Annotated in this window: 11 protein-coding genes; 5 read left to right on the top strand and 6 right to left on the bottom strand. The window is 39.8% G+C overall.

Annotation, left to right across the window (positions count from 1 at the left end):
• Nucleotides 1-237: 237 nt before the first annotated feature.
• The 5 genes from D2908_RS10195 to D2908_RS09535 are packed head-to-tail and all read right to left on the bottom strand — an operon-like array spanning nt 238 to nt 5,130.
• Nucleotides 238-1,089 (bottom strand): glycosyltransferase, encoded by an 852-nt coding sequence (locus D2908_RS10195; RefSeq protein ID WP_240628284.1) that lies wholly within the window; start codon nt 1,087-1,089, stop codon nt 238-240.
• Complete coding sequence (locus D2908_RS10200) at nt 1,068-1,718, bottom strand: hypothetical protein (protein WP_240628285.1); 651 nt, start codon at nt 1,716-1,718, stop codon at nt 1,068-1,070. Before D2908_RS10200 ends, D2908_RS10195 begins: the two co-directional genes overlap by 22 nt.
• On the bottom strand, nt 1,715-2,998 hold the full coding sequence (locus D2908_RS09525) for an accessory Sec system glycosyltransferase GtfB (protein WP_117306662.1): 1,284 nt from the start codon (nt 2,996-2,998) through the stop codon (nt 1,715-1,717). The genes D2908_RS10200 and D2908_RS09525 overlap by 4 nt, the downstream gene beginning before the upstream one ends.
• A gap of 38 nt (nt 2,999-3,036) precedes the next feature.
• A complete protein-coding gene (locus tag D2908_RS09530; protein WP_117306664.1) occupies nt 3,037-3,918 on the bottom strand; it encodes a glycosyltransferase family 2 protein in 882 nt (293 codons plus the stop codon).
• 3 nt (nt 3,919-3,921) lie between these two features.
• The gene (locus D2908_RS09535; RefSeq protein ID WP_117306666.1) at nt 3,922-5,130 is read right to left on the bottom strand and encodes a glycosyltransferase; all 1,209 of its coding nucleotides are present in this window, start codon (nt 5,128-5,130) and stop codon (nt 3,922-3,924) included.
• 407 nt (nt 5,131-5,537) lie between these two features.
• Between D2908_RS09535 and gap the strand changes: the two genes are divergently transcribed.
• Nucleotides 5,538-6,545, top strand: coding sequence for a type I glyceraldehyde-3-phosphate dehydrogenase (gap, locus tag D2908_RS09540; RefSeq protein WP_117306668.1), 1,008 nt, complete (start codon nt 5,538-5,540; stop codon nt 6,543-6,545).
• A gap of 67 nt (nt 6,546-6,612) precedes the next feature.
• On the opposite strand, the gene D2908_RS09545 is transcribed toward gap, so the two are convergent.
• On the bottom strand, nt 6,613-7,488 hold the full coding sequence (locus D2908_RS09545; RefSeq protein ID WP_117306670.1) for an RluA family pseudouridine synthase: 876 nt from the start codon (nt 7,486-7,488) through the stop codon (nt 6,613-6,615).
• Nucleotides 7,489-7,574: 86 nt separating this feature from the next.
• Here D2908_RS09545 and pbp2a point away from each other — a divergent pair, with 86 nt between their 5' ends.
• The 4 genes from pbp2a to nusG are packed head-to-tail and all read left to right on the top strand — an operon-like array spanning nt 7,575 to nt 10,751.
• Nucleotides 7,575-9,770: a penicillin-binding protein PBP2A gene (gene pbp2a / locus D2908_RS09550; protein ID WP_117306672.1), complete on the top strand. Its 2,196-nt coding sequence runs from the start codon at nt 7,575-7,577 to the stop codon at nt 9,768-9,770.
• A gap of 52 nt (nt 9,771-9,822) precedes the next feature.
• A complete protein-coding gene (gene rpmG / locus D2908_RS09555; RefSeq protein WP_001809375.1) occupies nt 9,823-9,975 on the top strand; it encodes a 50S ribosomal protein L33 in 153 nt (50 codons plus the stop codon).
• Nucleotides 9,976-9,984: 9 nt separating this feature from the next.
• A complete protein-coding gene (gene secE, locus D2908_RS09560) occupies nt 9,985-10,161 on the top strand; it encodes a preprotein translocase subunit SecE (RefSeq protein WP_001210990.1) in 177 nt (58 codons plus the stop codon).
• A gap of 53 nt (nt 10,162-10,214) precedes the next feature.
• Complete coding sequence (gene nusG / locus D2908_RS09565) at nt 10,215-10,751, top strand: transcription termination/antitermination protein NusG (protein WP_033687381.1); 537 nt, start codon at nt 10,215-10,217, stop codon at nt 10,749-10,751.
• The last annotated feature ends 144 nt before the right edge of the window (nt 10,752-10,895 follow it).

Below are 10,895 nucleotides of genomic sequence, written 5' to 3' on the forward strand. Positions count from 1 at the left end.
GGTAAAATCATAGTTATTATTGCTTCTATAATATTATTTATTGATAGTATACTAAATTAAGAGTCTGGGACAATAGTGTCTCGATTTTATCAAAAAAAGCAACGGTTTTGTGCCGTTGTTTTTTACTTGGTTGCGATAGTCTTGGTAAAATAAAATTGATACCGCCTAAAATCGAAAAAATCTGCAGGAGTTTTTCACCCTGCAGAAATCAGATTCATTCGCTTAGTATTCAGTGCTTTAAAGGTCCTCCCTCAGTTCGTCGAGCACTTGACGCCAAGCTTGAACAATCTTTTCTCTCAAATAGTTCCTTGCGAGATCATAAGAAGCCTGGTGCATAGACTTCAAGTCATTTTCTAAGATAAAAACGAGCTTCTCTGCCATGTCAGCAACCAATTCTTCTTCATTTCTATCCACACCACATGGAACTAGATAGCCATTTTTTCCATCCTGAATGAAGGTTGGATTACCATAGCGAGCATCAAAACCAAGTAAGACCAACCCCGAACCAATGGCTTCCATCAGGGTTAAACCAAAGGTTTCCCACTGGGAAGTCGTGATATAAACTTGATACTGGGGATAGAGAGACTCTAAATCTGCATGTCCTTGAAGCAAGATATAATCATCCGCATGAAGATCTTGTATAAGCTGGCGCAAAGTAGGCTCCTCTCCTCCTTTACCAAAGATATGAAATTGCAAAGCGGGTACCCTTTGATGGGCCAAAGCAACCGCCCGAATGGCTAAATCAATTCGTTTACGAGGATCCAGACGAGAGGCTGTCATCAAGCTCAGAGGTTGGCGAGGGGACGATGGTTGCTGTAACTGATCCAAATGTCCAACAGGAAGTACATAAATAGGGAGTACATCTATACCTTGCTTTTTAAAGGTTTCTAATAAGACCTCTTTTTGAAGTTCTGTTGCTGTTAGCAGGAAGTCAAAGCGTTGCATATATTTAAATACATAATAGTACTCATAATTAAGAGAACCATTCAAAAATTCATGCTCCGAGTGAAAGACAAACCCTAAGCGAGCAGAAGTCTTTTGCTCAAGAATAGGACGGGCAAAGTCCATTAAGGATGCTCGATCAAGCAAGAGAATATCCTCTTTCCTAAATCAAGTCGAGCAAGAAAACGTTCCAACACTTGAGTTTGGGTCAATAAGATTTCCCTTCCCAATTGATAAAACCAGTCTTTTCCCTGCTTGATTTCCTGAAAAGCTACCCTGCCATTTTGATGGTGATAGGTTCGTCGAGCGATGATCTCATCTACAAAGTACTCTGTAACGATTTTTTTAGCTCCATACCACTCCCGTTTTACCATAGATTCTCTCACTAGATAATCAACATAGCGGACACAGCCTTGATGATAAGGATCTAAAGTAAAAACCAGTGATTGTTCATTAGAAATCTGGTAATGGACCTCAGTCTCCGTCTTTTTCACCAAGTCTAGTCCCGTTAGCTGAAAGTCCGTTTGTAGAGCCTCGACTGTGACAGAAGGAACACTGATTTCTTGATCCGTAAAGCTGAGATAGGCGTATAAGAGTTCTTCATCCTTGTGGCCAAGCGAGAGATAATAGGCTAACTTCTGAGGACTGGGCCAGGTCGTAAAGACAAATCGTGCTGGCTCCTGTAACTGACGAAGCATGATTGCCCGAGAAGCCTGAGCCACATCTACCCCATTTGGTTCATATCCCACCAAGAGATTAAAGGTATAAATGGTCATTTGGCTTCCTCCCCTCGACAATTAAAGAATGCAAGTAAATCTTCTTTCCTAGGCAATTGCAAGATGACTCTTTGTTCCTCAATCCGATTAGTAAACTCTTCTGGTGATTGCAACACATCTTTGATCTTTTCTAGTAATAACTCACTGGATGCGAGGACAGTTGGTAATTTTTTGTAAGCCTCATAATGAACAGTCGTGTTTAATCCAAGAATTAGTTGCCCACTTTCAATCGCTCTTATAGAGGCTGATAAAACTTCCTTACCATGATTCACATCCAAATATAGCGAGCAGCTTGTCAATAACTCCTGAAAACGCTCCTCTGAGCAATTCGGATGGAGATGAAGATTAGAAATAGAGCTTAAATTGGTTAATTTGGGTCCCATGTTGGTCAGGGCTGCAACATGAAAGTCCACTTCGGGAAGACTTGCTACCAAGTAGGCCAAGCTTTCCACTTCTTCTGATGCTGTCATGATCAAAGCCTTAGGTTGAAAGGTAATTGTCCCAGGATCAACCAACCCAGCCATATAGTGAAGGTCCGCTTTTCGATCTTCAGGAGCATAGTAATTCAAGATGAGTATCTGCTTGAATTGTTTTTGTAGGTCGCTTAAATTCTCTTGATGAGGACTGCAAAAAATCAGATCTTTTTTTCCAAATTCTTGTAGGAGGGGAACTACCTTCGAATCTAAACAGATAAGCGGTTCCTGACCAGAAAGGACTTTTTCGAATAGAGCTCGTCTCAATTCCTCCTCATTGGCATAAAGTTGATCTAGACCAGACTTTTTCTGATAGAGGAAATACCCCTTTTTGACAAAATGATGCAAGACCTCTTCCTGATTTCGATTGTAGTAAATTTCCAGGTAGGTTTGTCCATCTTCTTCCAACAGTCGTTTACGGCTTCTCCAACCATAGCGATTGTAATCCTCAACAGTCAGAACAGTATCCCCCTCACCCAGCCACTCTACATACTCTACGGTTCGTGATTGGATATCTTTTCGTAAGATTATATTTCCTCGTCGTTTCTGACCATCAAAAATATAGGTCGTAATCCCCATAGTCCATGGCTCCCAATAATCAGGAACAGGCAAGTCATTAAAAAAGAGGGGTTGCCCCTCCCTAGAGCTAGGATCTGTATAGGTCAAGAGGGAAGCCAAACTATCTTCACCTAGCCCCAAATCTGTTTCCAAATTGGTAAACAGGACCTGATAAGACTGCCCCAAGATAGCTAGTAGCTTTCTGATCTTTTCCAACTCTCTATTATTTTCTGGTGCAATGACTAGCATAAGAATCCTTTCTAAAAAGGAGCCCACTAACTAAGAATCTAGGGCTCCAACAAACCTAAGTTTATACGGGCACATCGATAAGTTTCTGTTTCTTGTAGCTGGGCTTCTTCAAGCTTTTCAATCGCTCGCTTCAATCTCGTCTTGTAGATATAGCGATGCAAAGTCAGATCATATCCCATCATTCCTAAAAGAGCCAGCTTTTCATTTTTTGCTTCCATTTCATCCAGGACGCGCTTCTCAGTCCAGACCTGGGATAAGGTGTCCTCTCTGCCGACCCGATACCAGTAGATACACTTCTCTGTATGAATAACACGCTCAGCCTTAAGCAAGAGCTTGTACATTAGGAAGTTATCCTCTACATTTTTCCCAAGTGGAAAACGAAGATTCTCAAAAAGAGAAAGCTTGAAGAGCTTCATCATGGCACAGGCCCAAGCCATATCCTTGGTTTCTTGGACAGCATCTTGATCGATAATCGCCCGCCCCTCATATACAGCTTCTGAGTAGGTCTCTTCCGTAACTTTAATGAGGTATTTACTTCTCGAATCATCATATAAATTATAGTTTCCAATGGAGATATCGGCCTCATATTTTTTTAATTGGTTATAGAGGGTTTCGATATAGTCTTCCGTTACCCAATCATCTGGGTCGATAAAGGTAATATAGTCCCCTGTTGCTAGATCAATCCCCGCATTTCTTGCAGCAGATAAACCCGCATTTTCTTGGCGAATGTAGCGAATACGTGTATCCTTCTTAAAAAACTCCTTACAAATGGCCTCTGATTGATCAGGAGACCCATCATTGACTAAGATAATCTCCAAATGAGGATAGGTTTGGGTCACAACGGTCTCGAGACACTGTCTCAGAAATTTTTCCACATTGTAAATGGGAATTATAATACTAACAAGTTCTTTTCTTTCCATTTTCTATTTCTCAACTGTCTTTAAATACTGGCGGATAGCTTCAATCATCTGATCTACATGCTGGTCTTCAAAAAGATAATTTCGGCCAGTCTGATCATGATTGGTACTAAGAAAGGAATAAATCGGCTTGCCCAACTTGTGAATTTTTTGAATAATTTGGTCTACTTCTCCATGTGGATTGATATCCAGATAAAAATCGATTTTTTCTAAAACCTTGCGACTTGTCAGAGGATCAAAGGCTGGATAAAGAATTAAATTTGGATACCGTTCCAACTGAATCAAGCCAAAACCAAAATGAGTGGGGGCTAATACATGAAAGGCAACGTCCGGAAAGGCTCTCAGTAGACACTCTACCTCATGTAAATCTGCCGAATGAGTATAAACCGCAGTATGATAAGGGAATTCCCCTACTAGATCTTCTAAGCGCTGCTGCATGAGTGGCTTTCTCAATAAGGTATCTTCCCAAGATAAAGTATAATAGAACCACCAAATCTCTCTAAAACGATTGAAACGATTGGCTGTCCAAGGTTTATTGTGAGATGTATAATGAATAACTGCTGGAAGACCTGAAAACTCATCATACCAGGCCAGGTCTCCATACTGATGCTGATCCTTATCCGATCCTACTTGAAGGTTATAGGTCAAAGGCAGGCGAAGCCAAGCATCCTTGAAGTAGTGATTCAAAATTCCTTGATCTCCATAAACATGCTGGTGATGCTCCTTGGTCAACTCAAATAGAGCTTGCGTCGTCTGGTGATCACGCCACCATGCCAAGTCCAATACGAGCAGTCCGGCATTGAAGCCCTCTCTTGTTGTTGGGCGATCTTCTACTGCACCTATACCACAGCCATCAAGATCTACTTCAAATAAGTCTGATAGAGGTTTCGTCACAATCATATCACAATCCAAATAGAGAATACGATCTTCTTCGACTAAGTCTGAAATGCAATAACGGAAAAAGGTCGCATAGTGAAGATGTGAGCTTGGCAGTGAGAACTGCTTGAAACTCTCTGAGGCAACCCGACAGTTCAAAATCTCTGAGTCAATGGTTGCCAAACGATGATTCATCAGTTGAAACCACTCTGTCGGGATATTTTCATTCAGTACATAGATTTTTAATTGGCGATGATGGGCACAAAGTGATTTGATAGCAATTTCTAATTTTTCCATATAGGATAACTCTGCTACAAAGACAACCGCTTTTCTATTCATTCATTTCTCCTTCTTAAACACCATTAAGAATATCATTTTTAAAGCTACAAAACAATTGCTAGCTCCTAAAAAATGAACCTGGGACAATAGTATCTCGATTTTATCAAAAAAAGCAACGGTTCCACAATTGGAAATCTCTAGCCTTTTTATAACTGAGAACTTGTTGTCTCAGGGTCTCTGCGAGTTAGAGAATATATTTTTATTAAGAAATCCATAGAACAAGAGGCAGGTTCAAGCTCGAGTAAATAAATGAAAATATTATAAAAGCTTATCAGAAAAACAAGTCCAGCGCTTGCAATTAAACTTAAATAGTTATATAATAGGTTTGTTGAAAGGTGATTTGTAGTGATTCAAGTTACTCTTTTCACAATAAAAATTTCATGATTTTCATAAGGAGGAAATCACTAATGGTAGTTAAAGTTGGTATTAACGGTTTCGGACGTATCGGTCGTCTTGCTTTCCGTCGTATCCAAAACGTAGAAGGTGTTGAAGTTACACGCATCAACGACCTTACAGATCCAGTTATGCTTGCACACTTGTTGAAATACGACACAACTCAAGGTCGTTTCGACGGTACTGTTGAAGTTAAAGAAGGTGGATTTGAAGTTAATGGTAAATTCATCAAAGTTTCTGCTGAACGTGATCCAGAACAAATCGACTGGGCTACTGACGGTGTAGAAATCGTTCTTGAAGCTACTGGTTTCTTTGCTAAGAAAGAAGCAGCTGAAAAACACCTTAAAGGTGGAGCTAAAAAAGTTGTTATCACTGCTCCTGGTGGAAACGACGTTAAAACAGTTGTATTCAACACTAACCACGACGTTCTTGACGGTACTGAAACAGTTATCTCAGGTGCTTCATGTACTACAAACTGCTTGGCTCCAATGGCTAAAGCTCTTCAAGACAACTTTGGTGTTGTAGAAGGATTGATGACTACTATCCACGCTTACACTGGTGACCAAATGATCCTTGACGGACCACACCGTGGTGGTGACCTTCGCCGTGCTCGCGCTGGTGCTGTAAACATCGTTCCTAACTCAACTGGTGCTGCAAAAGCTATCGGTCTTGTAATCCCAGAATTGAACGGTAAATTGGACGGAGCTGCTCAACGTGTTCCTGTTCCAGCAGGTTCTGTAACTGAGTTGGTAGCAGTTCTTGAAAAGAACGTTACGGTTGATGAAGTGAACGCAGCTATGAAAGCAGCTTCAAACGAATCATACGGTTACACAGAAGATCCAATCGTATCTTCAGATATCTTAGGTATGTCTTACGGTTCATTGTTTGACGCAACTCAAACTAAAGTTCTTGACGTTGACGGTAAACAATTGGTTAAAGTTGTATCATGGTACGACAACGAAATGTCATACACTGCACAACTTGTTCGTACTCTTGAATACTTCGCAAAAATTGCTAAATAATTCTTGAGTCGATAAAAAGCAAGGCCTCTTGGTCTTGTTTTTTTATATGGAAAAATGGATGACATAATCATCCATTCTTTTTTAATTCTTTTTCAAAAGTATCTGAAAGAGCAGTGAAACTTAACTTTTCTAAAGTAAGTGGGTGGGTTAAGGACAAACGGAAGGCATGAAGCATAAGCCGACTTGTCTTTAATTTGCTATTATAGAGAGGGTCACCTAAAATAGGAAGGTTATGATGCGAAAGGTGCACACGAATCTGATGGGTTCGCCCTGTCTTTAGCTTGCAACGAACCAAGGAAGTTTTATTTGGAAATTGTTTTAATCTGCTTATATGCGTTTCAGCATATTGCCCATTTTTTCTATCAACTATTCGTTTTCTGCGGTCATGGCGATCACGCCCAATTTTGTCTTTGAAGACAAGTTCTTTTTTATTGATATTTCCATCAACTAGTGCCCAATATTCTCTAGCAATCTCTTTTTTCTCCAATAAGCGATTGAGAATAGGTAGGATAAAAGGATTTTTAGCAAAAAGGACTAAACCGCTGGTCTCCATGTCTAGACGATGAACGACATAGCAGGTTTGGCCAACATAGGCACTGACATGGTTAAGAAGGGCAATTTCGTTTGGCTGATTACCATGCGTTTTCATCCCCTCTGGTTTATTGACAATAATCAAGTGTTGATCTTGATAAACTTCCTGAACTAGGTTTGGGTTGCCCCAAGGAATTTCTTTTTCGGGATAATCTTCCTCGTCAAAAGACAATTGGCAAACATCTCCAGGCTTCACCATCTCGTTCCAATGAACTTCTCGCTGATTAATCAAAATGTGTTTCTTGATTCTCAAAAAATGACGAATTTTTCTAGGGATAAGGAGTTGCTCCTCAAGTAACTGCTTTACCGTCATTTGAGGTAGAGAGTCTGGTAATGTAAATGTGAATTGCATACAGATATTGTAACAAAAAAAGCCCTATTTGGATAGAAAATAGCTAAATTCTTGTCTTCCTATGATGAAGATGATAAAATAAACGCATGAAATTAGATAAATTATTTGAGAAATTTCTTTCTCTTTTTAAAAAAGAAACCAGTGAACTAGAGGATTCTGCGGCTACTAGCTTGCGTCGCTCTCGTAGTGATAGAAAAAAATTAGCCCAAGTGGGTCCGATTCGAAAATTCTGGCGTCGTTATCATCTAACAAAGATTGTCCTTATACTAGGTTTGAGTGCAGGCTTGCTAGTTGGAACCTATTTGTTTGCTGTAGCCAAATCAACCAATGTCAATGATTTGCAAAGTGCCTTGAAAACTCGGACACTCATTTTTGACCGTGAAGAAAAAGAGGCTGGTGCCTTGTCTGGTCAAAAGGGAACCTATGTTGAACTGACTGACATCAGTAAAAATTTGCAGGATGCTGTTATTGCGACAGAAGACCGTTCTTTCTATAAAAATGACGGGATTAACTATGGTCGTTTCTTCTTGGCAATTGTCACTGCTGGTCGTTCAGGTGGTGGTTCTACTATTACCCAACAGCTGGCTAAAAATGCCTATCTGTCACAGGATCAAACCGTTGAGAGAAAAGCGAAAGAATTTTTCCTTGCCTTAGAATTAACAAAAAAATACAGTAAGGAACAGATATTAACCATGTACCTTAACAATGCCTATTTTGGAAATGGTGTGTGGGGTGTAGAAGATGCGAGTAAGAAATATTTTGGAGTCTCTGCATCAGAAGTGAGTCTGGATCAAGCTGCGACTCTGGCAGGGATGCTTAAAGGACCGGAACTGTATAATCCTTTGAATTCCGTAGAAGATTCTACCAATCGTCGTGATACTGTCTTGCAAAATATGGTTGCAGCGGGTTATATTGATAAAAATCAAGAAAGCGAAGCTGCAGAAGTTGATATGACTTCGCAATTGCACGATAAGTATGAAGGAAAAATCTCAGATTACCGCTATCCCTCTTACTTTGATGCGGTGGTTAACGAAGCCGTTTCCAAGTATAATCTAACAGAGGAAGAAATTGTCAATAATGGCTACCGCATTTATACAGAACTGGACCAAAACTATCAAGCAAATATGCAGGTTGTCTATGAAAATACATCGCTATTTCCGAGGGCAGAGGATGGAACATTTGCTCAATCAGGAAGCGTAGCTCTCGAACCGAAAACAGGGGGAGTTCGTGGAGTTGTCGGTCAGGTTGCCGACAATGATAAAACTGGATTCCGGAACTTCAACTATGCAACTCAATCAAAACGTAGCCCTGGTTCTACAATTAAGCCCTTAGTTGTTTATACGCCTGCAGTTGAAGCAGGCTGGGCTTTAAATAAGCAGTTGGATAACCATACCATGCAGTATGACAACTATAAGGTTGATAACTATGCAGGGATCAAAACGAGTCGAGAAGTTCCTATGTATCAAGCCTTGGCGGAATCGCTTAATTTGCCTGCTGTTGCCACTGTTAATGATTTGGGCGTAGACAAGGCTTTTGAGGCCGGAGAAAAATTCGGACTCAACATGGAAAACGTCGATCGTGTTCTCGGTGTGGCTTTGGGAAGCGGTGTCGAAACCAATCCTCTTCAAATGGCTCAAGCATATGCTGCTTTTGCAAATGAAGGTTTAATGCCGGAAGCTCATTTTATTAGTAGAATTGAAAATGCTAGTGGTCAGGTTATTGCGAGCCATAAAAATTCACAAAAACGGGTGATTGATAAGTCTGTAGCTGATAAGATGACCAGTATGATGTTGGGGACATTCACCAACGGTACCGGTATTAGTTCATCTCCTGCAGATTATGTAATGGCAGGAAAAACTGGTACAACTGAAGCAGTTTTCAATCCGGAGTACACAAGTGACCAGTGGGTAATTGGTTATACTCCTGATGTGGTAATCAGTCATTGGCTTGGTTTCCCGACGACTGATGAAAATCACTATCTGGCAGGATCTACTTCAAACGGTGCAGCTCATGTCTTTAGAAATATTGCAAATACCATTTTACCTTATACGCCAGGAAGTACCTTTACAGTTGAAAATGCGTATAAGCAAAATGGAATCGCACCAGCTAACACAAAAAAACAAGTACAAACGAATGATAATAGCCAGACAGATGATAATTTGTCTGATATTCGAGGACGTGCGCAAAGTCTAGTAGATGAGGCTAGCCGTGCTATCTCGGATGCTAAAATTAAGGAAAAGGCTCAAACGATATGGGATTCGGTAGTCAATCTATTTCGTTAAGATGCTTGTCAAAGCCTAGCTTTCTTGTTATAATAGATAAGATGGAGGCGTTATGGCATTAAAAAAAGCAAGCCTAGCTTGTGCGGTTTGTGGTTCAAGAAACTATTCAATCAAGATCAGCGGAAACCCCAAGCCTACACGACTAGAAGTAAATAAATTTTGTAAACATTGTGGTAAGTACACTACACATAGAGAAACGAGATAGGAGAGAGCGATGCGTTTTATTGGAGATATTTTTAGACTTCTTAAAGACACAACATGGCCAACTCGCAAGGAAAGCTGGAGAGATTTTCGTTCTATCATGGAATATACTGCTTTCTTTGTTGTGATTATTTATATTTTTGACAAGTTGATTGTTTCAGGTTTGATTCGATTTATTAACATTTTTTAGAAGAACTGTGGAGTTATTCACGCTAAAAGTCTTCTATTATGAAAGGAAGTATCATGGATAGTTTTGATAAAGGATGGTTTGTCTTACAAACCTATTCTGGTTATGAAAATAAGGTAAAAGAAAATCTATTACAACGTGCACAAACCTACAATATGTTGGATAACATTCTACGTGTTGAAATTCCAACACAAACCGTGCAAGTTGAAAAAAATGGAAAGAGAAAAGAAGTAGAAGAAAATCGCTTTCCAGGTTATGTTCTTGTAGAAATGGTTATGACGGATGAAGCTTGGTTTGTTGTTCGAAATACACCAAACGTTACAGGATTCGTCGGATCTCACGGAAATAGATCAAAACCAACTCCATTATTGGAACAAGAAATCCGTGATATCTTGGTTTCTATGGGACAAACTGTACAAGAGTTTGATATCGATGTTGAAGTTGGTCAAACTGTACGTATTATTGACGGTGCTTTTGCAGACTATACTGGTAAAATTGCAGAGATTGATAACAATAAAGTGAAGATGATTATCTCTATGTTTGGTAATGATACAGTTGCAGAAGTAAACCTAAACCAAATTGCAGAATTATAACCCAAAGAGAGGCAAGTCCTCTCTTTTTTGTGCAGTTGAGGAGGTAGAGAGAACAGAACAGAGAAAAGAACCCAATTAGCTTCTTTATTTGTTAAACTGTATCTAGAAAGGGGAACGTTATGTTTAAAGAATTGTATAAAGAAG

This window comes from Streptococcus sp. LQJ-218 (genome assembly GCF_003428885.1).
Classification (GTDB): domain Bacteria; phylum Bacillota; class Bacilli; order Lactobacillales; family Streptococcaceae; genus Streptococcus.

What these genes read in the sequence shown, in the direction of transcription:
- D2908_RS10200 (WP_240628285.1), bottom strand. Translation starts at nt 1,718, where the DNA reads ATGACCATTTATACCTTTAATCTCTTGGTGGGATATGAACCAAATGGG.
- D2908_RS09525 (WP_117306662.1), bottom strand. Translation starts at nt 2,998, where the DNA reads ATGCTAGTCATTGCACCAGAAAATAATAGAGAGTTGGAAAAGATCAGA.
- D2908_RS09530 (WP_117306664.1), bottom strand. Translation starts at nt 3,918, where the DNA reads ATGGAAAGAAAAGAACTTGTTAGTATTATAATTCCCATTTACAATGTG.
- D2908_RS09535 (WP_117306666.1), bottom strand. Translation starts at nt 5,130, where the DNA reads ATGAATAGAAAAGCGGTTGTCTTTGTAGCAGAGTTATCCTATATGGAA.
- gap (WP_117306668.1), top strand. Translation starts at nt 5,538, where the DNA reads ATGGTAGTTAAAGTTGGTATTAACGGTTTCGGACGTATCGGTCGTCTT.
- D2908_RS09545 (WP_117306670.1), bottom strand. Translation starts at nt 7,488, where the DNA reads ATGCAATTCACATTTACATTACCAGACTCTCTACCTCAAATGACGGTA.
- pbp2a (WP_117306672.1), top strand. Translation starts at nt 7,575, where the DNA reads ATGAAATTAGATAAATTATTTGAGAAATTTCTTTCTCTTTTTAAAAAA.
- rpmG (WP_001809375.1), top strand. Translation starts at nt 9,823, where the DNA reads ATGGCATTAAAAAAAGCAAGCCTAGCTTGTGCGGTTTGTGGTTCAAGA.
- secE (WP_001210990.1), top strand. Translation starts at nt 9,985, where the DNA reads ATGCGTTTTATTGGAGATATTTTTAGACTTCTTAAAGACACAACATGG.
- nusG (WP_033687381.1), top strand. Translation starts at nt 10,215, where the DNA reads ATGGATAGTTTTGATAAAGGATGGTTTGTCTTACAAACCTATTCTGGT.